This is a genomic window from Streptomyces sp. NBC_00525 (assembly GCF_036346595.1).
Lineage (GTDB): Bacteria > Actinomycetota > Actinomycetes > Streptomycetales > Streptomycetaceae > Streptomyces.
Genome location: NZ_CP107834.1, coordinates 5,399,566 through 5,424,915, shown reverse-complemented (window position 1 = coordinate 5,424,915; position 25,350 = coordinate 5,399,566). Strand labels below are relative to the sequence as shown.

21 protein-coding genes and 1 riboswitch are annotated in these 25,350 nt (G+C 72.6%); of the genes, 18 read left to right on the top strand and 3 right to left on the bottom strand.

Going from position 1 to position 25,350, the window contains the following annotated elements; all coding sequences use genetic code 11:
• Positions 1-67: 67 nt before the first annotated feature.
• The 7 genes from pelF to OG710_RS24160 all read left to right on the top strand — a co-directional run bounded on the left by pelF (position 68) and on the right by OG710_RS24160 (position 7,313).
• Positions 68-1,591 carry a GT4 family glycosyltransferase PelF gene (gene pelF, locus OG710_RS24190; RefSeq protein ID WP_330241174.1) on the top strand — a complete coding sequence of 508 codons (1,524 nt, stop codon included), beginning with the start codon at positions 68-70 and terminating at the stop codon, positions 1,589-1,591.
• Positions 1,588-3,054, top strand: a complete 1,467-nt coding sequence (locus tag OG710_RS24185) for a hypothetical protein (RefSeq protein ID WP_330241173.1) — start codon at positions 1,588-1,590, stop codon at positions 3,052-3,054. Before pelF ends, OG710_RS24185 begins: the two co-directional genes overlap by 4 nt.
• A gap of 79 nt (positions 3,055-3,133) precedes the next feature.
• Positions 3,134-4,135: an SDR family NAD(P)-dependent oxidoreductase gene (locus OG710_RS24180; RefSeq protein WP_330241172.1), complete on the top strand. Its 1,002-nt coding sequence runs from the start codon at positions 3,134-3,136 to the stop codon at positions 4,133-4,135.
• A gap of 29 nt (positions 4,136-4,164) precedes the next feature.
• Positions 4,165-4,878, top strand: a complete 714-nt coding sequence (locus tag OG710_RS24175; protein ID WP_330241171.1) for a nucleotidyltransferase family protein — start codon at positions 4,165-4,167, stop codon at positions 4,876-4,878.
• Positions 4,879-4,885: 7 nt separating this feature from the next.
• Entirely contained in the window at positions 4,886-5,827 is a 942-nt protein-coding gene (locus OG710_RS24170) for an NAD-dependent epimerase/dehydratase family protein (RefSeq protein WP_330241170.1), read from the top strand.
• Positions 5,824-6,486 carry a spherulation-specific family 4 protein gene (locus OG710_RS24165; protein WP_330241169.1) on the top strand — a complete coding sequence of 221 codons (663 nt, stop codon included), beginning with the start codon at positions 5,824-5,826 and terminating at the stop codon, positions 6,484-6,486. Before OG710_RS24170 ends, OG710_RS24165 begins: the two co-directional genes overlap by 4 nt.
• On the top strand, positions 6,483-7,313 hold the full coding sequence (locus OG710_RS24160) for an endo alpha-1,4 polygalactosaminidase (protein ID WP_330241168.1): 831 nt from the start codon (positions 6,483-6,485) through the stop codon (positions 7,311-7,313). Before OG710_RS24165 ends, OG710_RS24160 begins: the two co-directional genes overlap by 4 nt.
• A gap of 42 nt (positions 7,314-7,355) precedes the next feature.
• Here the strand turns inward: OG710_RS24160 and OG710_RS24155 are convergent, their stop codons facing one another.
• Positions 7,356-7,853, bottom strand: coding sequence for an ATP-binding protein (locus OG710_RS24155; RefSeq protein ID WP_330241167.1), 498 nt, complete (start codon positions 7,851-7,853; stop codon positions 7,356-7,358).
• A 119-nt stretch (positions 7,854-7,972) separates the two neighbouring features.
• Between OG710_RS24155 and OG710_RS24150 the strand changes: the two genes are divergently transcribed.
• The 7 genes from OG710_RS24150 (at position 7,973) to OG710_RS24120 (ending at position 16,054) form a co-directional block, all read left to right on the top strand.
• Entirely contained in the window at positions 7,973-8,827 is an 855-nt protein-coding gene (locus tag OG710_RS24150) for a helix-turn-helix domain-containing protein (RefSeq protein WP_111338761.1), read from the top strand.
• Positions 8,824-9,012: a DUF397 domain-containing protein gene (locus tag OG710_RS24145; RefSeq protein ID WP_111338760.1), complete on the top strand. Its 189-nt coding sequence runs from the start codon at positions 8,824-8,826 to the stop codon at positions 9,010-9,012. The genes OG710_RS24150 and OG710_RS24145 overlap by 4 nt, the downstream gene beginning before the upstream one ends.
• A 129-nt stretch (positions 9,013-9,141) precedes the next feature.
• The gene (locus tag OG710_RS24140; RefSeq protein WP_330241166.1) at positions 9,142-9,351 is read left to right on the top strand and encodes a DUF397 domain-containing protein; all 210 of its coding nucleotides are present in this window, start codon (positions 9,142-9,144) and stop codon (positions 9,349-9,351) included.
• A gap of 184 nt (positions 9,352-9,535) precedes the next feature.
• Positions 9,536-10,003 (top strand): peptidoglycan-binding domain-containing protein, encoded by a 468-nt coding sequence (locus OG710_RS24135; protein WP_330241165.1) that lies wholly within the window; start codon positions 9,536-9,538, stop codon positions 10,001-10,003.
• Between the two features lie 320 nt (positions 10,004-10,323).
• Positions 10,324-11,295 carry a helix-turn-helix domain-containing protein gene (locus OG710_RS24130; RefSeq protein WP_330241164.1) on the top strand — a complete coding sequence of 324 codons (972 nt, stop codon included), beginning with the start codon at positions 10,324-10,326 and terminating at the stop codon, positions 11,293-11,295.
• Between the two features lie 114 nt (positions 11,296-11,409).
• The gene (locus tag OG710_RS24125; RefSeq protein ID WP_330241163.1) at positions 11,410-15,255 is read left to right on the top strand and encodes a SpaA isopeptide-forming pilin-related protein; all 3,846 of its coding nucleotides are present in this window, start codon (positions 11,410-11,412) and stop codon (positions 15,253-15,255) included.
• A 103-nt stretch (positions 15,256-15,358) separates the two neighbouring features.
• Positions 15,359-16,054, top strand: coding sequence for a L,D-transpeptidase family protein (locus tag OG710_RS24120; protein ID WP_330241162.1), 696 nt, complete (start codon positions 15,359-15,361; stop codon positions 16,052-16,054).
• A gap of 16 nt (positions 16,055-16,070) precedes the next feature.
• Here the strand turns inward: OG710_RS24120 and cobN are convergent, their stop codons facing one another.
• The gene (gene cobN / locus OG710_RS24115; RefSeq protein WP_330241161.1) at positions 16,071-19,667 is read right to left on the bottom strand and encodes a cobaltochelatase subunit CobN; all 3,597 of its coding nucleotides are present in this window, start codon (positions 19,665-19,667) and stop codon (positions 16,071-16,073) included.
• A gap of 88 nt (positions 19,668-19,755) precedes the next feature.
• Positions 19,756-19,857: riboswitch (cobalamin riboswitch) on the bottom strand.
• A gap of 71 nt (positions 19,858-19,928) precedes the next feature.
• Between cobN and cobG the strand changes: the two genes are divergently transcribed.
• The 3 genes from cobG (at position 19,929) to OG710_RS24100 (ending at position 23,479) form a co-directional block, all read left to right on the top strand.
• Positions 19,929-21,269 (top strand): precorrin-3B synthase, encoded by a 1,341-nt coding sequence (cobG, locus tag OG710_RS24110; RefSeq protein WP_443064290.1) that lies wholly within the window; start codon positions 19,929-19,931, stop codon positions 21,267-21,269.
• A 78-nt stretch (positions 21,270-21,347) separates the two neighbouring features.
• On the top strand, positions 21,348-21,974 hold the full coding sequence (locus OG710_RS24105; RefSeq protein ID WP_239226628.1) for a precorrin-8X methylmutase: 627 nt from the start codon (positions 21,348-21,350) through the stop codon (positions 21,972-21,974).
• On the top strand, positions 21,971-23,479 hold the full coding sequence (locus OG710_RS24100; protein WP_330241159.1) for a precorrin-2 C(20)-methyltransferase: 1,509 nt from the start codon (positions 21,971-21,973) through the stop codon (positions 23,477-23,479). Before OG710_RS24105 ends, OG710_RS24100 begins: the two co-directional genes overlap by 4 nt.
• On the opposite strand, the gene OG710_RS24095 is transcribed toward OG710_RS24100, so the two are convergent.
• Positions 23,464-24,213 (bottom strand): cobalt-precorrin-6A reductase, encoded by a 750-nt coding sequence (locus OG710_RS24095; protein WP_330241158.1) that lies wholly within the window; start codon positions 24,211-24,213, stop codon positions 23,464-23,466. The genes OG710_RS24100 and OG710_RS24095 overlap by 16 nt on opposite strands.
• An 11-nt stretch (positions 24,214-24,224) precedes the next feature.
• Between OG710_RS24095 and OG710_RS24090 the strand changes: the two genes are divergently transcribed.
• Positions 24,225-25,349 (top strand): cobalt-precorrin-5B (C(1))-methyltransferase, encoded by a 1,125-nt coding sequence (locus OG710_RS24090; RefSeq protein WP_330241157.1) that lies wholly within the window; start codon positions 24,225-24,227, stop codon positions 25,347-25,349.
• The last annotated feature ends 1 nt before the right edge of the window (position 25,350 follow it).

The following is a 25,350-nucleotide window of genomic DNA, read 5'->3' as shown; positions in this document are numbered from 1 at the left end:
CGGCGGCCGGGCCGGGCCCGCGCCCCCCGGGCCCGACACCCTCACTTCTTGGCCGTGGAGCAGTTCCATGCACATTCCCCACGGCGCGCGACGCTCCGGCGCGCCGCGCGTCACCCTGCTCACCGAAGGCACCTACCCGCACAGTCACGGTGGTGTGAGCGTCTGGTGCGACCAGCTCGTCACCGGCATGCCCGACATCGCGTTCGACGTGCTCGCCGTCACCGGCACCGGCACCGAACCGGTCGTCTGGGACATCCCCGCCCACGTCGGCCGCATCGTCTCCGTCCCCATGTGGGGCCCCGTCCCCAAGGGGCAGGCGCCGTACGGGCGCCACGGCCGGCGGCTCGCCCAGTCCTACGAGCGGTTCGTGACCGCGCTGCTCGACCCGCGCGCGGAGAGCGGCTTCGCCCCGGCGCTGTACGCGCTGGCGCGGGCCGGCGAGGACGGCTGGCTCAGCCCGTTCCTGCGCGGTGATCAGGCGCTCGGCATCCTGACGGCCGTCTGGAACCGGTCCGGGCTCGCCGTGCGCGAGGCCCGGCCGACCCTGCACGACGCGGTGACCGCGACCGCGCTCCTGGAGCACGCCCTGCGTCCGCTGGCCGCGCCGTGTCCGACGGCGGGCGTGGCGCACGCGGTCAGCGGAGGCGTGGCGGTCCTGCCCGGCCTCGCCGCACTGGAACGGCACGGTGTGCCGCTGCTGCTCACCGAGCACGGCGTGTATCTGCGCGAGCGCTACCTCGGATACCGCACCGCCCCCTACCGGTGGCCGGTGAAGGCCCTCGTCCTGGGGTTCTTCCGGCTGCTCGCGGAGGAGACGTACCGGCGGGCCGCCCTTATCACTCCGGGCAACCGCTACAACCGGCTCTGGGAGGAGCACGGCGGCGCCGCGCCCGACGCGATCCGTACCGTCTACAACGGCGTGGACCCCGCCGCGTTCCCGCCTGCGGGGCCGGAGCCCACCGACCCCGTGTTGAGCTGGGCCGGCCGGGTCGACCCGATCAAGGACCTGGAGACCCTGATCCGCGCCTTCGCCCTCGTACGGGAGCGGGTGCCGGCCGCGCGGCTGCGCCTGTTCGGCGGTACGCCGCGCGGCGGTGAGGGCTACCGGGACCGGTGCGAGGCGCTGGCGGCGGAGCTGGGCCAGGCCGACGCGGTCACCTTCGAGGGCCGGGTCGAGGACATCAGGGACGCCTACGCGGCGGGCAACGTCGTGATGCTCTCCAGCATCAGCGAGGGCTTCCCCTTCACTCTGATCGAGGCCATGTCCTGCGGGCGGGCCACCGTCTCCACCGATGTGGGCGGGGTCCGGGAGGCGGTCGGTGACACCGGTCTCGTCGTACCGCCCCGCGATCCGGCCGCGATGGCCGACGCGGCCCTGGAGCTGCTGGCCGATCCCACCCGGCGCCGGAGGATGGGCGAGGGGGCCCGGCTCAGGGTGATCGAGCAGTTCACCCTCCGGCAGACCATCGACACCTTCCGCGACATCTACCAGGAGTTGTCCGAGCCCAGCGGCCGCAAGACGCCCTCGACCGGCGGGGAACAGCCGCAGACGGCGGCAAACGCGTTTTCGGTGAGGAGCGCGGCCATATGAGCGGACCCATGTGGCTGGAGCCGGGCGGCGCGGAGCAGGACACCCTCGCTCTGCGCCTCGCCGACGACCACACCCTCGCCCTGCGGCTCGGCGACGACCGCACGCTCGCCCTGCGCCTCGGCGACGACCGCACTCTCGCTCTGCGCCTCGCCGACCTGAACCCCGGCGCCACCGTGCTGCCCCGCCGCAGGGTGCAGGCCGACGCGGTGGACGAGCTGGCCGCCGCGCTGGCCGACCGGGTCGCGCCCGCGGTCCACTCCTACGAGGTCGCCGCGCTGCTGGAGTCCGAGGGCCTGACCGGGGACGTGATCCGGGAGAAGTACGGGCACGACGACCTGTTCTCGCTGGCGACGGCGGTGTACCGGCGCGTGCCGCGCACGTTCCCCGAGCCGCCCCGCCCCGCGGACCCCTGGCGGCCGGACCATCTGCGCTGCGCCTTACGGGGATTGCTGTTCGCGCTCCCCGGCCTGGCGTACGCACTCGTCGGGCGGCTGCTGCCGTCCGACGGCACGGTGCGGGCGCTGGTGGTGGCGGGGCTCATCTCCTGGGCCTGGAACCAGGCGCTGGGCCACCGGGCATATCTGCGCCTGGCGACCGGACGGCGGGAGGCGGGCCGCACCCTCGCGAAGGGGGCGCCGCTGGGTGCCGCGGTGGCGTCCGCCGCCGGGGCCGCGCTCGCGGGGTCGGGCGTGACGACCCTGGTCGTCACGGTCCAGTCGGCCTACCTCGCGGCGGCCGGTGTGCTGCTCGTACTGGGCCGCGAGCGGCTGCTGCTGGCGGCGCTCCTGCCGGTCGCCGCCGGTGGGGCGTCGCTGCTGTGGTGGGAGCCCGGAAACGTGCTGCGCGCCGGGCTGCCGCTGTTGTCGCTGCTCGGCGCCGTCGCCGCGGCCGGCTGGGCGCTGCGCGCCGCCACCGCCGCCCCGGCCGCGTCGGGTGCCGCGCGTCCGGGGCTGTGGCCGTCCCTGCCGTACGGCCTGTTCGGGCTGGCCGCCGGATCGCTCGCGTTCCTGGCGGGCCGGGACCAGCCCTGGGCGGTGATCGTGCTGACCCTGAGCATGGGACCGGCCGAGTGGCTGCTCTACCGCTACCGCGGACTGTCGGTGGCGGCGCTGCGGTCCGCGAGGACGCTCGGCGGGTTCCGGTTCCGCTCCTGCGCCGTTCTCGCCGGTTGTCTGCTGGTGTACCTCGGCCCGCTGGTGCCGGCGGCGATGCTCGCGAACGCCGAGCCCGCCACTTTGCTGCTGCTCGCAGGAACGCTGTGGATCTCCTTGCTGCTCCAGGCGTTCGGCACCGCCTGGCCGGCTGCCGTCGTGTGTCTCGGCGCGGCGGGCTTCGCCGGTGCGGAGATCCTGACCGACGCCTCGTCCAGCACCATCGCGTTGCCGCTGAGCTGCGGTGTCGCCCTGCTCTGTCTCATCGCGGTGGCCGTACGGAAGCTGGGCCGGCCCGCCGCACACGGCTGACGCGGCGCCACCGACCACGAACCCTCGAACCACCGAACCCGCACACCACCACACCACCACACCACCGGAGGAAACCATCGTGACCGCCCCACCGCTCGCCGCCGTCACCGGAGCCGAGGGCTTCATCGGATCGCACCTCACCGAGGCGCTCGTCGCCGCCGGGTACCGGGTGAGGGCCATGGCGCAGTACAACTCCTTCTCGTCGTACGGCTGGCTCGAAACCCTCTCCCCCGACGTCCTGGACCAGGTCGAGATCGTTCTCGGCGACGTCCGCGATCCGGGTTCGGTCCGTCATCTCGTCGAAGGGGCGGACTGCGTCTACCACTTGGCCGCGCTGATCGCCATTCCCTACTCCTACCGGGCGCCGCACAGCTACGTGGACACCAACGTCACGGGCACGCTGAACGTGCTGGAGGCGGTACGGGCCGCGGGCACACCGCGCCTGGTGCACACCTCCACCAGCGAGACCTACGGCACCGCGCAGACCGTGCCGATCACCGAGGACCACCCCATCAACACCCAGTCCCCCTACGCGGCTTCGAAGGCGGGCGGGGACCGGCTGGCCGACAGCTACCACGCCAGCTTCGACACCCCCGTGGTGACGCTGCGGCCGTTCAACACCTTCGGGCCCCGGCAGTCCATGCGCGCGGTGATCCCGACCGTCATCGGCCAGGTCGCGGCCGGGGAGCGGACCATCACCCTCGGCGACCTGCGTCCCACCCGGGACTTCACCTTCGTCAAGGACACCGCGCAGGCGTTCCTGGCGGTCGGCACCGCGCCCGCCGAGCAGGTAGTGGGCCGTACGTTCAACGCCGGTACGGGCGGCGAGATCTCCGTCGGCGACCTGGTCGCCCTCATCGGCAAGGTGATGGACACCGCGCTCGACGTCCGGGAGGACGCTCAGCGGCTGCGGCCCACGAACTCCGAGGTCATGCGGCTGGTCGCGGATGCCGGACGGCTCCGCGCGGCGACCGGCTGGAGCCCGGCGCACACCCTGGAGGAGGGCCTCGCGCAGACGGTGGAGTTCTTCCGCGAGCCGGGCAACCTCGCCCGCTACAAGACCGGCATCTACAACATCTGACCACATCCGGTGCGTCGGGAGGGAAGACCATGTACGCAGTGATCATGGCCGGCGGCAAGGGCGTCCGGCTACGGCCCTACACCACGGCCCTGCCCAAGCCGCTGGTGCCCATCGGCGACCAGCACGCCATCCTCGAAATCGTCCTGCGCCAGCTCTCCTCGGCCGGGTTCACCGGCTGCACCATCGCCATCGGCCATCTCGGAGAGATCATCCGGGCGTACGTGGGTGACGGATCGCAGTGGGGCCTCAAGGTCGACTACTCCTCCGAGGCGTCTCCGCTGGGGACCATGGGGCCGCTCCTGACGATGCGCGAGCGGCTGCCGGAGAACTTCCTGGTGATGAACGGGGACATCCTCACCGACCTCGACTACGCCGATGTCCTGCGCAGCCACCAGAACTCCGAGGCGCCACTGACCATCGCCACGTACGCGCGCCAGGTCCGCATCGACTTCGGGGTGCTGACCACCGACGCGAGCAAGGTGGTGGGCTTCACGGAGAAGCCGAGCATGGACTACCGCGTTTCGATGGGGGTGTACGGGCTGAGCCGGGCCACACTCGACGGGTACACCGCCGGGCTGCCGCTGGGCTTCGACGAACTGGTCCTGGACCTGCTGCGTGCCGGAAACCCGCCGAGCGCCTACGAGTTCGACGGGTACTGGCTGGACATCGGCCGGCCCGACGACTACGACCGGGCCAACGCCGAGTTCACCAGCCGCAAGTCCCTGCTGCTCAAGGGAGCCTGAGCACCACATGCGCATTCTCGTCCTCGGTTCCACCGGATATCTGGGGGCCCACGTCGCCGAGCGGCTGGGCGCCCTCACGGACGCGCACGTCCTCACCGGCGGGCGGTCCCCCGCCGCCGACGTGCCCGTCGACCTCGCCACCGACTCCGCCGACCGGCTCGCGAAGGCGCTGGCGGCGGCGGCGCCGGATGCCGTGGTCAACTGCGCCGGTGCGACCGGCGGAGATCCGGTGACACTGGCGGAGACCAACGCCCGAGGCCCCGCCGTCCTGTGCGAGGCGATGGCCCTGGCCCGCCCCTCGGCCCGGCTGGTCCATCTCGGTTCGGCCGCCGAGTACGGTCCGGGGTCCGACCGGGTTCCGGTGGCGGAGTCGGCGGCCACTCGCCCGCTCGGTGCCTACGGGGCCACGAAACTGGCCGGTACGGTCACCGTCGCGACCTCGGCCCTGGACGCGCTCGTCCTCCGGGTCGGCAACCCGGTGGGGCCGGGAGCACCGCCCGGCGGGCTGCCCGGCCGGGTCACCCGCCTCCTGCGCGAGGCGGGCACGGACGACCCGGAGGCGGTGCTCCGCCTCGGGGACCTGTCGGCGTACCGCGACTTCGTCGACGTACGTGATGTGGCGCGGGCGGTGGAGCGGGCGGTGACGGTGCCCGGACCGCTGCCGCGCGTGCTCAATATCGGCGGCGGGGACGCCGTACCGGTGCGCGACCTCGTCCTCACCCTGGCGGACATCGCGGGCTTCGGCGGGCGCGTCGAGGAGGAGGGTGCCGGCTCCGCCCGCTCGGGGCAGGTGTCCTGGCAGTGTTCGGACATCACCGCCGCCGGTGAGGCCCTCGACTGGCGTCCCGCGTACGCGCTGCGGGAATCCCTGACGGCACTGTGGTCCGCCGCCGTCGAAGAGGCCGCACGCCCGCCGGCCGCGCACGAGGAAAGCGGAGCCGCGTCGTGAGCCTGCTGATCCCCCTGTACGTCCACCCGGCCGTGGACCCGGACGCCTGGCACCGACTCATCGAGGCGGCCGACCGTACCTACGCGGTCGTCCTCAATCCCGCCGACGGGCCGGGCGACGCTCCCGATCCCGCCTTCGTCTCGGCGGCGGACGCCCTGCGCGGCGCGGGTGCCCGGCTGCTCGGATACGTGGACACCGACTACGGCCTCCGGTCCGCCGCCGATGTGATGGCCGATGCCGCCCGGCACCGGGAGTGGTACGGCACCGACGGCTGCTTCCTGGACCAGGTGAGCGCTTCCGGGGACGCTCTGCCCGGCTACCGGAAGCTGGTACGCGCGCTGCGCCGGCGGGGCGCGTCGTCCGTGGTCCTCAACCATGGCGTGCACCCTGCTCCCGGCTACGCCAAGATCGCGGATCTTCTGGTCACGTTCGAGGGCCCCTGGTCCTCCTATGTGTCGGCGTTCAGCAGACCCGACTGGACGGCGCGCTGTTCGCCCGACCGCCTCTGTCACCTGGTGTACGACGTGCCCGAGGCGCTGGCCCCGCTGGCCGTGCGCACCGCCCGCGAGCGCGGCGCCGCCGTGTCGGGCCCGGTGACCGGGGAGCTGCCCAACCCGTGGGCCGGGCTGACACCGGTGCTGTCCGGAGCGGGGCGGTGAGGCCCGGTGCCCGGACGTGGGGCCTCCTGCCGGTCGCGCTGGCCGTCGCGCTGGCCGGCACCCTGTTGTCCGGCTGCTCCGACCAGGGCGGCGACCGGGACACGGCGGTGAACAAGCCTGCCGAGGACCGGTGGCGGCCTCGGCCGGGACTGGCCTGGCAGTGGCAGCTCAACGGGAAGGTCGACCCCACGGCGGCCGACGTGCCGGTCTACGACATCGACGGCTTCGAGAACGACGCCGAGGACGTCGACCGGCTCCACCGGGACGGCCGCAAGGTGATCTGCTACGTCAACGTCGGCGCCTGGGAGGACTACCGGCCGGACAAGGACGCCTTCCCCCACTCGGTGCTGGGCGGGCGGAACGGCTGGCAGGGCGAGCGCTGGCTCGACATCCGGCAGCTCTCCCTGCTCCGGCCGCTCATGGAGCGACGGTTCGACATGTGCCGGAAGAAGGGCTTCGACGCGGTCGAGCCCGACCTCGTGGAGGCGTACACCGAGGACACGGGCTTCCCGCTCACCGCCCGCGATCAGTTGCGGTACAACCGCATGATCGCCGCCATCGCCCACGAACGGGGCCTGGCGGTGGGCCTGAAGAACGACCTGGCGCAGATCCCGGACCTGGTGGACACGTTCGACTTCGCGGTCAACGAGCAGTGCGCAGAGTACGGCGAGTGCGCGAAGCTGACGCCGTTCATCAAGGCGGGCAAGGCCGTCTTCCACGTGGAGTACACGGAGTCGACGGACCGCTTCTGCCCCACCTCCCGCAAGCTGGGCCTCTCCTCCATGCGGAAGAAATGGGAGCTGGGGACCTGGCGCAAAGCCTGCTGACCGGAGCCGGACGCGCCGCCCTTCGCTCCCCTTCCCCGCACGCTAGTACGCGCCGCCGACGGTCATGTCGTACTCCGCCCACACCGTCTTGCCCGGTGCGTTCGACCTCGGGCACCAGCCCCAGCGCGTGGCCAGCCTTTCCACCACCAGCAGGCCGCGGCCCCCTTCCGCGAGGCCGGCCGGGGCGAGCTTGCCGGGCCGGGGCGGCACCCTCTCCCCGCGCGTGTCCGTCACTTCGATCCGTGCCGCCGGTCCCGGTCGCTCGACCAGGCGCAGCAGCAGGTGGAAGTCGCGCCCGGACACGTACCCGTGCTGGACCGCGTTCGCCGTCAACTCGGCGGTGATCAGTACGACCGCCTCGTGCGCCTGCGTTCCGTACGGGAGTCCCCACGCGTCGAGCCGCACGGCGGACAGGCGGCGGGCGAGCCTGGCTCCCCGAGGCGTGGCCGTGAACTGCATCGCGAAGGACGGGGTACCCAAGTGAATGGGGTGGCTGGGGGGTTGGGTGGTGCGGCTGGGGGTGTCGATGTTGCTCATCATGGCTCCCAGCGTCCTCGCGGTGGCGTAGCGTGACCAGTAGTGACGCACTGACGCGAACCGCTTGTACGCGCGTCGTCGGCACGAGTACGCGAAGCACGGCGCGACAGAGCGAGGCAGCGATGACGAGTGAACCGAGGGAACTCGACGCGGAGGACGGCGCCCGCGCGGCGGACAAGGCCGGCCAAGGCGTGGTCACGGCGTTCGGCCGGAGCCTGAAGACCTTACGGCTGCGCGCGGGCATGGACCGGGAGGAACTGGGCCGTCGCCTCGGGTACTCCGCATCCACCATCGCCTCCTTCGAGCAGGGGCGCCGCATCACGCCTCCCCGCGCGATCGACGAGTCCGACCGGGAGTTGAACGCGGACGGCCTGCTCATCGAGTGGAAGGACCTGGTGGAGCAGGCGCAGTACCCGCCGTTCTTCCAGGACATGGCCAAGCTGGAGAAGCAGGCCATCGAGTTGGTGTCGTACAGCAAGTTGCTGGTGAGCGGCCTCCTGCAGACGGAGGAGTATATGAGGGCTACCTTGGCCATGCGGCGCCCTCTCCTCGACCAGGACACCATCGACCAACGAGTCACGGCCCGGCTGGCCAGGCAGGTAATCTTCGATCGCCGCCCCGCCCCGCTGCTGAGCTTCGTCATGGACGAGGCGGTACTACGACAGCGGTACGGCGGCCGGGATGTACAGCGTGCGCAGTTGGAACATCTGCTGCTTATGGGCCAGCGGCGGAACGTCGAACTCCAAGTCGTTCCCCTCGACTGCGAGGACAACGCGGGCCTGAACGGGCCGTTCACCGTCGTCACACGCAAGGACGGCAAGAAGTTTCTGTACGTCGAGACGACGAACGTCAGCTCGCTCGAGACCGATCCCGAGCAGGCCGCGATCGCCGCCGCACGCTATGGGATCATCCGGTCACAGGCTCTCACGCCGCGAGAGTCGCTGCAGTTCATCGAGAAGTTGCTGGGAGAACTATGAACAACAACGAACCTCTCGCCTGGTTCAAGAGCAGCTACAGCAACACCGAGGGCGGCGAGTGCGTCGAGGTCGCGGCCGCCACGAACGCCGTGCATGTCCGTGACTCCAAGGTGACGGCCGGGCCCGTCCTGCGAGTGTCGCAGGACGCCTGGGCCGGGTTCGTCGGGCTCGCCACGACGGAGTAGTACAGACGGCGCTTGTACGCGCAAGAGCCCTGCCGGTCCGAGCCTCGACCGGCAGGGCTCTCGCATGTCCCGGCCCGTCCGTGTCATGGTCAGTCAGTTCACTGTGCACGCCATGTCGTTGGGAGAGCCATGAACAACATCACCGCACCACCCCTCCTCTGGTTCAAGAGCAGCCATAGCGGGGCCGAAGGCGGCCAGTGCGTCGAGGTCGCGGCCGGTGCGGACGCCGTCCATGTCCGGGATTCCAAAGTCACCTCCGGGCCCGCCCTCCGCGTCTCGCCGAACGCTTGGACCGGCCTCGTTCGGCTCGCCGCGACGGACCGGGAGTATTTCCTCTGAAAGATCTTGTGGCGGGGATGCCTGCCGTAAAGGAGTTCTCGTCCCGCGTGCAGCGCGGGCGGGAACTCCTCTCTATTTTGGCGGGATCGGTCAGGGCGCCCTTCCCCCTCTCATTATTTCCAAGTATCTTCTGCGTCACGGGAAGAGAAACCTTTTCCTCTGTCCAGAAGGGGCTACTCCCAACATGCAGCGCACATTTCAGCGGATCGCCACCGGAACGACCGCGGTCATCGCCCTCGCGGCCGGAAGCCTCGCACTCGCGAGCCCGAGCACGGCGGCCGCTCCGTCCGCTTCGAGCACCGCTTCCTTCAGCGCCACCGCCACCCTGGCCGGGTACAACAACCTGGGGCTCACCCGTACGCAGGCCCGCGGCGTCCAGTGCTTCCTGAACACGTCCATCTACACGAACATCGCCGAGGACGGCTACCTGGGCTCCGCGAGCTGGAAGGCGATGCAGGCGTTCCTGAACCGGGCCTGGAACCAGAAGCTCGCCGTGGACGGTAATCCGGGACCGGCGACGATCCGGGGTCTCCAGTACTTCCTGAAGAACGGTAACTGGGGTTACACGGGCGCGCTCGACGGAATTGCCGGTCCCGGCACTCAGGCTGCTTTCGCCAGGTTCGGAAGCGCGGGCTACAAGCAGTTCTGCTGAATTAAATAATCCAGCCCTCCGGTGAATTCTCAATTTCGGGCCGGAGGGCTGAACCATCAACGCGGGCATTCTGCAATTCGGGGCACTGCATCTGACCGCCGGACAACACTTTAGGACCGTCCGAGGCTCGCGACTTTGCCGGTCGTGCGCGGTCCTTCGCTCCCCGTGCACGACATGCGCACCCCATGTTCCCCTGGGCGGACGGCCGTTGCACCGCAGGCGCCCTGTCCTCCACACTCGTTCCCGATGGCCCATGTCGAGGGGGACCGCGTGGAGCGAGGGACCAGGGTGGTGTCGGAGTCGGCGGCAGGGGGCGCCGTATGAGCCCGGCGCTGGACACCGCGTACGTACGGCCGCAGGACCGGGCGGAGGTGATCCGGAACGCGGTGTGGGACTCCGTGGTGCGGCTGGACATCGACCACCGGGCGCCCGCCGATGAGATCAGCGCCCGCATGGAGGTCAAGGCCCTCGGCCCGCTCCGGGTGTGCACGGCGCGCTCGACGGCGGTGACGCTGCGGCGGACGGAGCAGTTGGTGCGGAAGGACGAGGAGCCGTCCCTGTTCCTCAGCCTCCAGGTGACCGGCTCCAGCATGGGTGCGCAGTACGGACGCCAATGCGTCGTGGGACCGGGTCAGTTCGCGGTGTACCGGTCGGACGCGCCGTACACCCTGCTGTTCGACGAAGGCATCGACCACCACTTTCTGCGGCTGCCGCTGGCCGCGCTCGCGCTGCCCGACCGGCTGGTCCGGGACAGCACCACCGTCGCGTTCGGCGCCGGGGACCCGCTGGGGCGGCTGGCCTATACGTACTTCTCGCACCTCGCCGCGAGCAAGGAGCTGCACGGCAGCGATCAGGCCGGTGCCGTCCTCACCCCCAGCATCGAACTGCTCCGGTCCGTCCTGGCCTCCCGGCAGGGGGACGCCGAGCGGGCGAAGGAGCCGCTGGAGGCCACACTCGGGCTGCGAATCACGCACTACATCCGGGAGCACCTGGCGGACGGCGATCTGTCGGCGGCGACCATCGCGGCCGCCCACGGCATCTCCGTACGCCATCTGTACACCGTGCTGTCCCGGTCGGGGATCAGCCTCGGGGACTGGATACGGGCGCGCCGGCTGGAGGCGTGCCGGCGCGAGCTGGCCGGGCCGCACGGGCGGGCGCGGACGGTCGCCGCGATCGGCCGACAGTGGGGCTTCGTGAACGCGGCGCACTTCAGCAAGGTGTTCAAGGAGGCGTACGGGCTGTCGCCCCGGGCCTGGCGCGACCAGCAGGGCGGGGGCCTCCCGCGCGGCTGAGACACCGGGCCGGGACGTCCGTCCGGGTGGCCCCGTCCCGCTGGAAGGCGCAACCTGTCGTGTCGCGCGCGCGGAGCGGAGGTGGGCGGCCCCCAGGATGCCGCCATGAAACCCATGCCCAAACGTCTATCGGCGCTGCGGTCACGTGCTCGCAGCACGGGTGCGGCCTGCGCCGTCCTGGCGACCGTGATCCCCGTCTTCACCTTCGGTGTCGGTGCCGCTCCGGCCGCCGCCGCGACCCTCCCCGGCGGGCTCGGACCGTGTGTGCCGGGCAGCTGCCCCGACCCGTTCCCCGAGGTCAACAACGGCGACTTCGCCGGCCGGGACGACGCGATCAACATCTTCGTGGGCGACGACTTCCTCGTCCGGGGCCGTGCGGCGGAGGCCGAAGGCCGGGTCGTGGTGCTCGACGACTTCGACCAGAACAAGAACACGGACGCGAGCGGGCTGTACAACCTCGGGATCGTCGGTGTCGGCTCGCGCGTCCCTCCGCCGGACGGGTCCGACTTCCTGACGACCGGCGGCGATGTGACCATCGCGCCCGGCCAGACCCTGGACACGACGGGCGGCATCGCGGGCGAGCAGGGCATCGTGCGCCACGCGGGCACCCTGACCGGCACCGTGACCGGGACGACCATCCAGGACGACAACGCGGCGGGCCCGTACACCGGGCTGCGCGACGAGCTGACCGCGGCCAGCCAGTGCTACGCGCGGCCGGACGGCCAGCTGCGGGAGCCCACCGGGACCGCGGTCAACGAGGGCTACCGGACGATCTTCACCGGCGACAACACCTCGCAGCTCCAGGTGTTCAACGTCGACTTCGACATGGTCAACCCGAACTCGCCCAACGGCAGCCAGTCCATCGAGTTCGCGGGCATCCCCGCCGGCGCGACGATCCTGGTCAACGTGATCGGGGAGAACCGCATCATCAACACCACCAGCGGCGCCGACACGCTGGGGCAGTACCGCGACCGGCTGCTGTGGAACCTGCCCGACGCCGACACGGCGCAGTTCGTCGGGTCCGGGCAGTTCCAGGGCAGCGTCCTGGTGGGTGACCAGGCGTCCATGAGCACCGTGAGCATGCCCGGTATGAACGGCAGGTTCTTCACCACGGGCTCGCTGACGCACACCAGCGAGACGGCCGGGGTGGAGTTCCACGCCTACCCGTTCAACGGCGACCTCCCGGAGTGCGGTTCGCAGCCGGTGACCGGTGCGGTGAGCGTCCTCAAGACGGACGCGGACACGGGTGCTCCGCTGGCCGGGGCGGACTTCGAGCTGTGGCGCGAGACCAACGACGTGCCCGGCCTCCAGGTGGACGGGGCCGACCCCGACACCCACGTCAGCGACTGCACCACCCCCGACAACGGCATCTGCTCCGAGACGACGTCGCTGGGCGAGTACTACTGGCGTGAGACCGCAGCGCCGGACGGCTACGAGCTGCCCGACCCCAACGTCTTCGGCCCGCTCGCCCTCACCGCGGACAACGCCGCCGAAGGCGTGCAGGTCACGGCCGCCAACACGCCGACCGTCGTGCCGCCGGTCATGGGCGACGTCAGCGTGCTGAAGACCGACTCGGACACCGGCAACCCGCTCGCGGGGGCCGAGTTCGACCTGTGGCGCGAGACCAACGGCGTCGAAGGTCTCCAGGTGGACGGGGCGAACCCGGACACCCACGTCACCGACTGCACCACGCCGGACGACGGTGTCTGCTCCGAGAACACGACCGTGGGCACCTACTACTGGCGCGAGACCGCCGCGCCGGACGGCTACGAGCTGCCCGACCCCAACGTCTTCGGGCCGCTCGTCCTCACCGACGACAACGCCACGGACGGCGTCCGGGTCGAGGCGCTCAACACCCCGACCGTGGTGCCGCCCGTCACCGGTGACGTCAGCGTGCTGAAGACCGACGCGGACACCGGCAACCCGCTCGCCGGGGCCGGCTTCGAACTGTGGCGCGAGACCAACGACGAGGCCGGACTCCAGGTCGACGGGGCGAACCCGGACACCCACGTCAGCGACTGCACCACCCCCGACGACGGTGTCTGCTCCGACAACACCGTCCTCGGCACCTACTACTGGCGCGAGACGTCGGCCCCGGACGGCTACGACCTCCCCGACCCCAACGTCTTCGGCCCGCTCACGCTGACCGCGGACAACGCCGCCGAGGGCGTCCAGGTCACGGCCGCCAACACCGCGACCGTGGTGCCGCCCGTCATGGGTGACGTCAGCGTGCTGAAGACGGACGCGGACACCGGCGCCCCGCTCGCGGGGGCCGAGTTCGAGCTGTGGCGCGAGACGAACGACGTCGAAGGTCTCCAGGTGGACGGGGCGAACCCGGACACCCACGTCACGGACTGCACCACCCCCGACGACGGTGTCTGCTCCGAGAACACCACCATCGGCACCTACTACTGGCGCGAGACGGCCGCCCCGGACGGCTATGAGCTCCCCGACCCCAACGTCTTCGGGCCGCTCGTCCTCACCGACGACAACGCCGCCCAGGGCGTCCGGGCCGAGGCGCTGAACACCCAGGGCACCGTGCCCATCGTCACCGGTGACGTCAGCGTGCTGAAGACGGACGCCGAGACCGGCAACCCGCTCGCCGGGGCCGACTTCGAACTGTGGCGCGAGACCAACGACGAGGCCGGACTCCAGGTCGACGGGGCGAACCCGGACACCCACGTCAGCGACTGCACCACCCCCAACGACGGCATCTGCTCCGAGAGCACCATTCTCGGTACGTACTACTGGCGCGAGACAGCCGCCCCGGACGGCTACGACCTCCCCGACCCGAACGTCTTCGGCCCGCTCGTCCTGACCGCGGCCAATGCCGCCGACGGTGTCCAGGTCGAGGCCGAGAACACCCCGACCGTGGTGCCGCCGGTCACCGGCGACGTCAGCGTGCTGAAGGCGGACTCCGCGACGGGTGACCCGCTGGCCGGCGCCGAGTTCGAGCTGTGGCGCGAGACCAACGACGAGGCCGGACTCCAGGTGGACGGGGCGAACCCGGACACCCACGTCACGGACTGCACCACGCCCGACAGCGGCGTCTGCTCCGAGAACACGACCGTGGGCACCTACTACTGGCGCGAGACCGCCGCCCCGGACGGCTACGAGCTGCCCGACCCGAACGTCTTCGGGCCGCTCGTCCTCACCGAGGACAACGCCGCGCAGGGCGTTCAGATCGAGGCCCTGAACGACAAGACGGTTGTCCCGCCGGTCACCGGTGAGGTGCGGGTCTTCAAGACCGACGCCGAGACCGGCGTCCCGCTCGCCGGAGCCGAGTTCGAGCTGTGGCGCGAGACCAACAACACGCCCGGCCTCCAGACGATCGGCATCAACCCCGACACCCACGTCAGCGACTGCACCACCCCCGACAGCGGCATCTGCTCGGACACCACGGTGGTGGGCACCTACTACTGGCGTGAGACGGCCGCCCCGGACGGCTACGAGCTGCCCGACCCGAACGTCTTCGGGCCGCTCGTGCTGACCGAGGACAACGCCGCCGAAGGCGTGCAGGTCACGGCCGCCAACACCCAGGAGCCCGTGCCGCCGGTGAACGGCTCGATCACCCTCGACAAGACGGACGCCAAGAACGGCGAGCCGCTCGCCGGGGCCGTCTTCGAGCTGTGGCGCGAGACCAACGACGTGCCCGGCCTCCAGGTCGACGGCGCGAACCCGGACACGCTCACCGACGCGGGCTGCTCCACCGGCGACGACGGCCAGTGCGTCTTCGACGACCTGCCGCTCGGTGAGTACTACCTCCGCGAGATCGCCGTTCCGGAGGGCTACGTCCTGTCGGACGACCCGGTCTCCGGGCCGATCGAGGTCACCGAGGAGAACAGCGCCGAGGGCGTCACCGTCGAGCTGACCAACGAGCGCGGTGAACCCTGCAAGGGCAAGGGCGGAAAGGGCAAGGACTGCGAGGACAACGACCACAAGGCGGCCGCACGCGGCTGACCCGGTCACCCGCCCGGCCGCCCACCAGTGGGCGGCCGGGCGGTCCCGCTGTACGGCTTGACAGCACGTACGTCGATATCCGATCACGCAGGAGGTCCGGCCCGTGTCCCGTTCCCACCGCCTCGTCGCTTCCCTGGCCGCCGCCGCGGCCGCGGCGCTGCTGTGCACCGCCGCCCCCGCGGCCGCCGCTCCCCTTCCCGACACCGCGTGCACCGCGCCGGCCGGCCCGTACCAGCGCCAGTTGGAGAAGCACCTCGGGCTGCCCGTCGACGGCCGCCAGTCCGAGGCGGACTGCCGTGCCATCCGGGCCTTCCAGACCGAACAGGGCCGGCCGCACCCGGACGGCCGCGCCGACCTCGGCACCTACCGCGCCATGCTCGTCGTCGAAGCCACGCCGAACCCGAACGCCGCAGGCGACTGCCCGGTCGAGAGCGGGCGGGTCACCTGCGTGGACATGGACCGCCAGCTGCTGTGGGTGCAGAAGGGGAAGAAGGTCGTCTTCGGCCCCGTCGCCACCCGGACCGGCCGTGACGCCCAGGAGACCCGGCCCGGCCGGCACCTCATCTACTGGCGCGACCGCGACCACGTCTCCACCATCTACGACAACGCGCCGATGCCGTACTCCCAGTTCTTCGACGGCGGCCAGGCACTCCACGGCCACCCCGGCGACCTGTACGACGGCGGCGGCTCGGCCGGCTGCGTCAACCTCACCGTGGACGACGCGGCGAAGCTGTGGGACCTGCTCGCGCTGGACGACGTCGTCTACGTGTGGGGCGTGAAGCCCGGCACCGCCGGCTGACGGCGCCGGAGGGGTTCTACTCCTCGCCCTCCAGGTTGCCTTCCGTCTCCAGGAACACCTGGCGCAGTGCTTCGAGGACGGCCGGGTCGGGCTTGGCCCACATGCCGCGCGACTCGGCCTCCAGAAGACGTTCCGCGATCCCGTGCAGTGCCCACGGATTGGCCTGCTCCAGGAAGGCGCGGTTGTCCGGGTCCAGCACATAGGTCTCGGTCAGCTTGTCGTACATCCAGTCCGCCACGACGCCCGTCGTGGCGTCGTAGCCGAAGAGGTAGTCCACGGTCGCGGCCAGCTCGAAGGCCCCCTTGTAGCCGTGGCGGCGCATCGCCTCGATCCACTTGGGGTTGACCACACGGGCCCGGAAAACGCGGGACGTCTCCTCGGTCAGGGTGCGGGTGCGGACGGTCTCGGGGCGGGTCGAGTCCCCGATGTACGCCTCCGGCGCGGTCCCGCGAAGCGCGCGGACCGCCGCGACCATTCCCCCGTGGTACTGGAAGTAGTCGTCCGAGTCCGCGATGTCGTGCTCGCGGGTGTCGGTGTTCTTCGCCGCGACCGCGATGCGCTTGTACGCGGTCTCCATCTCCTCGCGGGCCGGGCAGCCGTCCAGGTCCCGGCCGTAGGCGTAGCCGCCCCACGTCGTGTAGACCTCGGCGAGATCGGCGTCGGTGCGCCAGTCGCGGGAGTCGATGAGCTGGAGCAGCCCGGCGCCGTACGTGCCGGGTCGGGAGCCGAAGATACGGGTGGTGGCCCGGCGTTCGTCGCCGTGCGCGGCGAGATCCGCCTGCGCGTGCGCCCGTACGTGGTTCAGCTCGGCCGGTTCGTCGAGCGAGGCGGCCAGCCGCACCGCGTCGTCGAGCAGGCCGATGGTGTGCGGGAACGCGTCGCGGAAGAAGCCGCTGATGCGGAGGGTGACGTCGATGCGGGGGCGGCCCAGCTCCTCGGCCGGGATCGCCTCCAGGCCGGTGACGCGGCGGGACGCGTCGTCCCAGACCGGGCGCACGCCGAGCAGGGCGAGCGCCTCGGCGACGTCGTCGCCGGCGGTGCGCATGGCGCTCGTACCCCACAGGGAGAGGCCCACCGAGACCGGCCAGTCGCCGTTGTCGGCGCGGAAGCGGGTGAGGAGGGAGTCGGCGAGGGCCTGGCCCGTCTCCCAGGCGAGGCGCGAGGGGACGGCCTTGGGGTCCACGGAGTAGAAGTTCCGGCCGGTCGGCAGGACGTTGACGAGGCCCCGGAGCGGGGAGCCGGAGGGGCCGGCGGGGACGAAGCTTCCGTTCAGGGCGCGGACGCAGTGGTCCAGTTCGTCGGTGGTCCCGGCCAGGCGGGGCACGACCTCTTGGGCGGCGAAGTCGAGGATGGCGGCGACGGGAACGGACCGGGTGAGCGCGGCCACGGCCGCGGGCTCCCAGTTGGCGTCCTCCATCGCCTGGACCAGGGCGCGGGCCTCGTCCTCCACCGTGTCCGCGTCCGTGCGGGTCGCCGCCGACTCGTCCAGGCCGAGGGCTTCGCGCAGGCCGGGCAGGGCTTGCGTGCCGCCCCAGATCTGGCGGGCCCGGAGGATCGCCAGGACCAGGTTGACGCGGGCGGCGCCGGTGGGCGCGGCGCCGAGCACGTGCAGGCCGTCGCGGATCTGGACGTCCTTGATCTCGCAGAGCCAGCCGTCCAGATGCATGATGAAGTCGTCGAAGCCCTCGTCCTCGGGGCGTCCTTCGATCCCCAGGTCGTGGTCGAGCTTCGCGGCCTGGATCAGGGTCCAGATCTGGGCGCGGATGGCCGGCAGCTTGGCCGGGTCCATGGCGGCGATCTGGGCGTGCTCGTCCAGGAGTTGTTCGAGGCGGGCGATGTCCCCGTAGCTGTCGGCGCGCGCCATCGGCGGGACCAGGTGGTCCACGAGCGTGGCGTGCGCCCGGCGCTTGGCCTGGGTGCCCTCGCCGGGGTCGTTGACGAGGAACGGGTAGACGAGCGGCAGGTCGCCGAGCGCGGCGTCGGGCCCGCAGGCGGCGGACAGCCCGGCGTTCTTGCCGGGCAGCCACTCCAGGTTGCCGTGCTTGCCGAGGTGGATCATCGCGTCGGCGCCGAAGCCGTTGTCGTCGGCGCGGGCGGCGATCCAGCGGTAGGCGGCGAGGTAGTGGTGCGAGGGCGGCAGGTCCGGGTCGTGGTAGATCGCGATCGGGTTCTCGCCGAAGCCGCGCGGCGGCTGGATGAGGATCAGAAGGTTGCCCCGGCGCAGGGCGGCCAGGACGATGTCGCCCTCGGGGTTGCGCGAGCGGTCCACGAACATCTCGCCGGGCGGCGGGCCCCAGTGCTCCTCGACGGCCTCGCGGAGTTCGGCGGGCAGTTCGGCGTACCAGCGGCGGTAGTCGGCGGCGGGGATGCGGACCGGGTTGCGGGCCAGCTGCTCCTCGGTGAGCCACGCCTGGTCGTGGCCGCCGGCCTCGATCAGGGCGTAGATCAGCTCGTCGCCGTCGCCGGAGGCGAGGCCGGGGACCTCCTCGGTACCGAAGTCGTAGCCCTCCTCGCGCAGCCGGCGCAGCAGGGCGACGGCGCTGGCGGGGGTGTCGAGGCCGACCGCGTTGCCGATGCGGGAGTGCTTGGTCGGGTACGCGGACAGGACGAGCGCGACGCGCTTGTCGGCGTTCGGGATGTGGCGCAGCCGGGCGTGGCGGACGGCGATACCGGCGACGCGTGCGGCGCGTTCGTCGTCGGCGACGTAGGCGGGCAGGCCGTCCCGGTCGATCTCCTTGAAGGAGAACGGGACAGTGATCAGGCGGCCGTCGAACTCGGGGACGGCGATCTGGCTGGCGGCGTCCAGCGGGGACACGCCCTCGTCGTTGTCCTGCCAGTCGGTGCGGGAGCTGGTGAGGCAGAGGGCCTGGAGGATCGGGACGTCGAGCGCGGTGAGCGCGCCCGCGTCCCAGGACTCGTCGTCGCCGCCGGCCGATGCCTCGGCGGGGCGGGTGCCGCCGGCCGCGAGGACGGTGGTGACGATGGCGTCCGCCGCGCGCAGGGCCTCGATGAGTTCGGGTTCGGGGCTGCGCAGGGATGCGACGTACAGCGGGAGGGCGCGGGCGCCGTGGGCCTCGACGGCCCGGCACAGGGTCTCGATGAACGCGGTGTTGCCGCTCATGTGGTGGGCGCGGTAGTAGAGCACCGCGACCGCGGGGGCGTCGGGCGCCGTCTCGCCGGGGGTGCGTTCCAGCGGGCCCCAGGAGGGCGCGGCGGCGGGGGGTTCGAAGCCGTGGCCGGTGAGCAGCACGGTGTCGGACAGGAACCGGGCGAGCTGGTCGAGGTTGGCGGGCCCGCCGTGCGCGAGGTAGGCGTGGGCCTCGGCGGCGATCCCGATGGGCACGGTGGAGGCGGCCATCAGCTGCGCGTCGGGGGCCTGTTCCCCGGTGAGGACGACGACGGGGCGGCCGGTGGCGAGGACCTGGTCGAGGCCGTCCTGCCAGGCGCGGACCCCGCCGAGAAGGCGTACGACGACGAGGTCGGCGCCGTCCAGCAGCGCGGGCAGGTCCTGGAGCGGGAGGCGGGACGGGTTGGCGTAGCGGTAGCCGACCGGTCCGTGGGAGGCGCGGGCGCTGAGCAGGTCGGTGTCGGACGTCGACAGGAGCAGGATCATGCGGCGTCTGGCCTTCCTCGGGGTGTCCACGCCCCGTGGCGGTGTCGAAGGCTCCCCTGCCCGGACCTGCCGGGTGTTGCGGGGAAGGGAGTTCCTGACTCGCCCGGCCCTGGTGGGACCAAGCTCACAGTGGCGGGACCGCGCCGGATTCGCACCGGGCTTCCTCCCCTGTCGCCGTCTGTGGCGACGACGGACCCGGAGGTCCGTCGCTAGGCATAGTAAGGGCCCGAGGGCGACGATGGGGTCATCGGATCGGATGAGATGGTCGGTATGCTCGCCGCCATGCCTCCCCCAGCCCCCCATTTCGCCCAGCCCGACGACGCCCGTTTCCGGGTCCGCGGCGACGCCTGCCCCGGTGCGCTGCGGCTCCACCGGGCGGACGACGGGGCGTTGGCGCGCGTCCGGGTGCCCGGTGGTGTGCTGTCCTGGGAGCAGGCGGACGGGCTGCGGGAGTTGGCCGGCCGGCTGGGCGATGGTGAGCTGCATCTCACTTCGCGCGGCAATGTGCAGTTGCGCGGGCTCGACGCCGGATGCGGGTCCGAACTGGCCTCCCGGATGAGCGAAATGGGGCTTTTGCCCTCCGCGTCGCATGAGCGGGTCCGCAACGTCGTGGCCTCCCCGCTGTCCGGGCTCGACGGTCGCGGGGCGCGGGACGTCCGGCCCTGGCTGGTCGCGCTGGACGCGCTGGTGTGCGCGAGCGAGGCGGCGGCCGGGCTGTCCGGCCGGTTCCTGTTCGCCCTGGACGACGGGCGCGGCGATATGGACGCGCTGGGCGCGGACGTGACGCTGCGGGCGCGTGGCGACGGGGCGGCGGAGCTGCGGATCGGGGCGCTGGAGTCGGTGGCTCTGATTCCGGGTGACGAGGCGCCGCGCGCCGCGTTGCTGGCGGCGACGGTGTTCCTGTCCGTGGCGGACGCTTCCGGTTCCGGTGCGTGGCGGGTCGCCGAGCTCCCCGCGGGTGCCGGGCCGCTGCTCGACGAGGTGGTGCGCGAGCTGGCCGCGGCCGGACTGCCCGTCAGCCGTGCGACCGTGCCGGTACCGGCCGGGACTCCCCCGGCGCTCGGTGTGGTGGCGGGGCCCGGCGGGACGGACGCGCTGTCGGTCGGGCTGCCGCTGGGGCGGGCGGACGCGGTGCGGTGGCGGGCGCTGACGGACCTCGCCCGAGAGCACGGCGCCGGCGAACTGCGGCTCACCCCGTGGCGCGGAGTCGTCGTGCCCGGTGTCCGGCGGGAGCGGGCGCCGGGGGCGCTCGACGCGCTGGAGGCCGCCGGCCTGGTCACCGCCGACCGCTCGCCGTGGACCGGGACCGGCGCCTGCGTCGGCCGCCCCGGCTGCGTCAAGTCCCTGGCCGATGTGCGGGGTGACGCGGCGTCGGCGCTGCCCGACGCACCGCCCGTGGACGCGCTGCCGGTGCACTGGTCCGGGTGCGAACGGCGGTGCGGCCATCCGCGCGGGGACTGGGTGGACGTCGTCGCCGGCCCGGACGGCTACCGGGTGTCCGTCGTACGCGACGGCGCCCGGCCCGAGAACCCGGTGCGTGTCGCCGCCGACCCGGCCGCGCTGGCCACCGCCGTGGCGGCGGCCCGTAAGCCACGCCCGTGATCCGCGCCCCGAGCTCTTCCCCCGTACAACGCCCCACCCCCTGCCCGTAACCCGCCCGCTGAAGAGAGCGACACCACTGTGCATCAGTACGAGAAGGACGGACCGGCCATCTATCGCCAGTCCTTCGCCACCATCCGGGCGGAGGCGGACCTCGCCGGCCTGCCCGCGGACGTGAGCCAGGTCGCCGTCCGGATGATCCACGCCTGCGGCATGGTCGACCTCGTACGCGACATCGGCTACACGCCCGGCGCGGTCGCCCGAGCCCGCGCCGCGCTACGGGCCGGCGCGCCCATCCTGTGCGATGTGGCCATGGTCGCCAGCGGAGTCACCCGCAAGCGGCTGCCCGCGGACAACGAGGTGGTGTGCACCCTGTCCGACCCGGCCGTGCCCGCCCTCGCGAAGGAGCTGGGCACGACCCGCTCGGCGGCCGCCCTGGAGCTGTGGCGGGACCGGCTCGACGGCGCGGTCGTCGCCGTGGGCAACGCCCCGACCGCCCTGTTCCGGCTGCTCGAAATGATCGAGGACGGCGCCCCGCGCCCCGCCGCCGTCATCGGTGTGCCGGTCGGCTTCGTCGGCGCCGCCGAGTCCAAGGACGCCCTGGCGGCCCACCCGTCCGGGCTCGACCACCTGATCGTGCGCGGCCGGCGCGGCGGGAGCGCCATCGCCGCCGCCGCGCTCAACGCCATCGCCAGCGAGGAAGAGTGACCGTGAGCCAGCAGACAACGGGACGGCTGTACGGGGTCGGGCTCGGCCCCGGCGACCCGGAGCTGATGACCCTGCGCGCGGTGCGGGCCATCGCCGGGGCGGACGTGGTCGCGTACCACAGCGCCCGGCACGGCCGGTCCATCGCCCGGTCCATCGCGGCGGAGCACCTGCGCGCCGACCACATCGAGGAAGCCCTCGTCTACCCGGTCACCACGGAGACCACGGACCATCCGGGCGGCTACCGGGGCGCCATCGAGGACTTCTACACCGAGGCGGCGGCCCGGCTCGCCGCCCATCTGGACGCGGGGCGCACGGTCGCCGTGCTCGCCGAGGGCGACCCGATGTTCTACGGCTCGTACATGCACATGCACAAGCGGCTGGCCGACCGCTACCCCACCGAGGTCATCCCCGGCGTGACCTCGGTCAGCGCCGCCGCCGCCCGGCTCGGCACCCCGCTCGCGGAGGGCGAGGAGGTGCTGACGATCCTGCCCGGCACCCTGCCCGAGGAGGAGCTGACCGCCCGGCTGGCCGCGACCGACGCCGCCGTGGTCATGAAGCTGGGCCGCACCTTCCCCGCCGTGCGCCGCGCCTTCGAGGCGTCGGGCCGGCTGCCCGAGGCCCGTTACGTCGAGCGCGCCACGATGGCCGGGGAGCGGCTGGGCGACCTCGCGGACACCGACGCCGGTTCCGTGCCGTACTTCGCGGTCGCCGTCCTGCCGAGCCGGGTCGACGCCCGGCCCGAACCCGCCCCGGACGGCGGCGGGGTGACCGTGGTGGGCACGGGCCCGGCCGGTCCGCTGTGGCTGACGCCCGAGACGCGTGGCGCGCTGGCCGCCGCCGACGACCTCGTCGGCTACACCACGTATCTGGACCGGGTGCCGGTCCGGCCGGGGCAGACCCGGCACGGCTCCGACAACAAGGTGGAGTCGGAGCGGGCCGAGTTCGCGCTCGACCTGGCCCGGCGCGGGCGGCGCGTCGCCGTCGTGTCCGGCGGCGATCCGGGGGTCTTCGCGATGGCCACGGCTGTGCTGGAGGTGGCGTCGCAGGAGGCGTACGCGGACGTGCCGGTGCGGGTGCTGCCGGGGGTGACGGCCGCCAACGCGGCGGCGGCCCGCGCCGGGGCGCCGCTGGGCCACGACTACGCGGCGATCTCGCTCTCGGACCGGCTCAAGCCGTGGGACGTCATCGCGCGGCGGCTCGCCGCGGCCGCGTCGGCCGATCTGGTGCTGGCGCTGTACAACCCCGGTTCGCGCAGCCGGACCTGGCAGGTCGGCAAGGCGCGGGACCTGCTCCTTGAGCACCGCTCGCCGGACACGCCCGTGGTCCTGGGCCGGGACGTCGGCGGGCCCGCCGAGAGCGTACGGACCGTGCGCCTGGCGGACCTCGACCCGGCCGATGTGGACATGCGCACGATCCTGATCGTCGGTTCCTCGCAGACCCGCTGGGAGCGGCGCGGCGAGGGGCGGCAGATCGTGTGGACGCCGCGCCGCTACCCGGAGAACTGATCCGTCAGCCAGACCAGGGCCTCTTCCGGGGTGCCGGCCACCGCGCCCCCCGCCGGGACCGGTGGCCGGCGGACGACGACGACGGGGAGGCCGGCCTCGCGGGCGGCGGCCAGCTTGGGGGCGGTCGCGGCGCCGCCGCTGTCCTTGGTGACGAGGACGTCGACGCGGTGGCGGCGGATCAGCTCCCGCTCCCCTTCGAGGGTGAAGGGGCCCCGGTCGAGCAGGGTCTCCATCCGTGCCGGGTACGGCGGTTCGGGCGCGTCCACGGACCGCATGAGGAACCACAGGCCGTCCAGCCCGGCGAAGGCGGCGAGCCCCATCCGCCCGGTGGTGAGGAAGACCCGCCGCCCCAGCGCGGGCAGGGCCGCCGCCGCCTCGTCCAGGGAGCCGACCGGGTGCCAGTCGTCGCCGTCACCGGGCACCCAGCCGGGGCGGCGCAGCATGAGGAGAGGAACATGGGCGGCGGCGGCCGCGGCGGCCGCGTTGAACGTGATCGTGCCGGCGAAAGGATGGGTGGCGTCGATGAGCGCGTGCACCCGGTGTGCGCGGAGCCAGTCCGCGAGCCCTTCGGCGCCGCCGAAGCCGCCGACGCGGACCTCGCCGGGCGGCAGCTTGGGCCGGGCCACCCGCCCGGCCAGCGAACTGGTGACCCTGCTCCCGGCGGGCAGGCCGGCCACCAGCAGTTCGGCGAGCCGGCGGGCCTCCGTCGTCCCGCCCAGAATCAGTACGTGCACGAGGACCATCCATGAGTGAGAGCGTGTCGGCGAAGGGCGGGCGCGGCGCCCAACTCAAGCACACCGGGCTGCGGCCCGGCTGGACGACCGGGGCCTGTGCCACGGCCGCCGCCACCGCCGCGTACACGGCGCTGCTGAGCGGTGACTTCCCGGACCCGGTGACCGTCACGCTGCCGCGCGGCGAGACCCCGGCGTTCGCGCTGGCCGTGGAGGAGCTGGCCGGGGACCGGGCGACGGCGGGCGTGGTGAAGGACGCGGGCGACGACCCCGATGTGACGCACGGCGCGCTGGTACGGGTGAGTGTGCGGGCGCTGCCGCCGGGTGCGGGGGTGGTGTTCCGGGCCGGGCCCGGTGTGGGCACGGTGACGCTGCCGGGGCTGCCGCTGGAGGTGGGCGAGCCGGCCGTGAACCCGGTGCCGCGCCGGATGATCGGCGAGCATCTGGCGCGGGTGGCGGCGGCGCACGGCGGCTCGGGGGACGTCGAGGTGACGATCGGGGTGGACGACGGCGAGGAGATCGCCCGCTCCACCTGGAATCCGCGGCTGGGCATCCTGGGCGGTCTGTCGATCCTGGGCACGACCGGGATCGTGGTGCCGTACTCCTGCTCGGCGTGGATCGACTCCATCCGCCGGGGCGTGGACGTGGCGCTCGCGGACGGGCGCACCCATGTCGCCGGGTGCACGGGCTCCACCTCGGAGAAGACGGTGGTCGCCGTGTACGGGCTGCCGGAGATCGCGCTGCTGGACATGGGCGACTTCGCGGGCGCGGTGCTCAAGTACGTACGGCGGCATCCGGTGGAACGGCTCACGATCTGCGGCGGGTTCGCCAAGCTGTCGAAGCTGGCCGCCGGTCATCTCGACCTGCACTCGGGGCGCTCCCAGGTGGACAAGGGGCATCTCGCCGAACTGGCCCGGCGCGGCGGCGCCGACGAGGCCCTGGCCGCCGAGATCGCCGTCGCCAACACCGGCCTGGCCGCCCTGCGGCTGAGCCAGGCGCACGGTGTTCCGCTGGGTGATCTGGTGGCCGTGGCCGCGCGGGACCAGGCGCTGTCGGTGCTGCGCGGCGCCCCGGTGGCGGTGGACGTGATCTGCATCGACCGGGCGGGCACGGTGGTGGGGCGCAGCCCGGTGCGCTGAC

What these genes read in the sequence shown, in the direction of transcription:
- pelF (WP_330241174.1), top strand. Translation starts at nt 68, where the DNA reads ATGCACATTCCCCACGGCGCGCGACGCTCCGGCGCGCCGCGCGTCACC.
- OG710_RS24185 (WP_330241173.1), top strand. Translation starts at nt 1,588, where the DNA reads ATGAGCGGACCCATGTGGCTGGAGCCGGGCGGCGCGGAGCAGGACACC.
- OG710_RS24175 (WP_330241171.1), top strand. Translation starts at nt 4,165, where the DNA reads ATGTACGCAGTGATCATGGCCGGCGGCAAGGGCGTCCGGCTACGGCCC.
- OG710_RS24170 (WP_330241170.1), top strand. Translation starts at nt 4,886, where the DNA reads ATGCGCATTCTCGTCCTCGGTTCCACCGGATATCTGGGGGCCCACGTC.
- OG710_RS24155 (WP_330241167.1), bottom strand. Translation starts at nt 7,853, where the DNA reads ATGATGAGCAACATCGACACCCCCAGCCGCACCACCCAACCCCCCAGC.
- OG710_RS24150 (WP_111338761.1), top strand. Translation starts at nt 7,973, where the DNA reads ATGACGAGTGAACCGAGGGAACTCGACGCGGAGGACGGCGCCCGCGCG.
- OG710_RS24145 (WP_111338760.1), top strand. Translation starts at nt 8,824, where the DNA reads ATGAACAACAACGAACCTCTCGCCTGGTTCAAGAGCAGCTACAGCAAC.
- OG710_RS24140 (WP_330241166.1), top strand. Translation starts at nt 9,142, where the DNA reads ATGAACAACATCACCGCACCACCCCTCCTCTGGTTCAAGAGCAGCCAT.
- OG710_RS24135 (WP_330241165.1), top strand. Translation starts at nt 9,536, where the DNA reads ATGCAGCGCACATTTCAGCGGATCGCCACCGGAACGACCGCGGTCATC.
- OG710_RS24130 (WP_330241164.1), top strand. Translation starts at nt 10,324, where the DNA reads ATGAGCCCGGCGCTGGACACCGCGTACGTACGGCCGCAGGACCGGGCG.
- OG710_RS24125 (WP_330241163.1), top strand. Translation starts at nt 11,410, where the DNA reads ATGCCCAAACGTCTATCGGCGCTGCGGTCACGTGCTCGCAGCACGGGT.
- cobN (WP_330241161.1), bottom strand. Translation starts at nt 19,667, where the DNA reads ATGATCCTGCTCCTGTCGACGTCCGACACCGACCTGCTCAGCGCCCGC.
- cobG (WP_443064290.1), top strand. Translation starts at nt 19,929, where the DNA reads ATGGTCGGTATGCTCGCCGCCATGCCTCCCCCAGCCCCCCATTTCGCC.
- OG710_RS24090 (WP_330241157.1), top strand. Translation starts at nt 24,225, where the DNA reads ATGAGTGAGAGCGTGTCGGCGAAGGGCGGGCGCGGCGCCCAACTCAAG.